The organism is Paenibacillus aurantiacus (genome assembly GCF_042431225.1).
In the GTDB taxonomy this organism is placed as follows: domain Bacteria; phylum Bacillota; class Bacilli; order Paenibacillales; family Paenibacillaceae; genus Paenibacillus_Z; species Paenibacillus_Z aurantiacus.
The window spans coordinates 1-500 of sequence record NZ_JBHMDO010000046.1; the positions used below are offsets into that span (position 1 = coordinate 1).

At 49.4% G+C, this 500-nt stretch carries 1 rRNA gene; it reads right to left on the bottom strand.

Annotated features, from left to right (window positions below):
- Positions 1 to 245: ribosomal RNA gene (locus tag ACFFSY_RS28380) — 23S ribosomal RNA — on the bottom strand; the annotation flags it as partial.
- Positions 246 to 500 lie beyond the last annotated feature (255 nt).

The following is a 500-nucleotide window of genomic DNA, read 5'->3' on the forward strand; positions in this document are numbered from 1 at the left end:
TGACGGAATCACTATTGTTTTCTCTTCCTCAGGGTACTTAGATGTTTCAGTTCCCCTGGTCTGCCTCCATGTTACCTATGTATTCAGTAACAGGTGACTGCGCATTACCGCAGCCGGGTTTCCCCATTCGGACATCCCCGGATCAAAGCGTGCTTACCGCTCCCCGAGGCATTTTCGTAGTTCGCCACGTCCTTCTTCGGCTCCTAGTGCCTAGGCATCCTCCGTGCGCTCTTACTAGCTTAACCTAATGCTGATTGGCTTGCTTCCACGGAACGTGGATGCAGCATTCAGCTCATTCGCTCCGATTGATTCGATGACGCTCCCGTTGTCTGGCCTGTTTCTTGATCCACGAACTCCAAGAGTTGTGGAAACCGTCCGACAAAAGTCGCTTACCCCGAACAATCTTCGCTACAGCAATTGAAAGGCAAAACCTTTCGCATACTGCTGTTATAACTCAGCTAAAGGATGTTTCATTTCATATCCAGTTTTCAAGGTGCAGA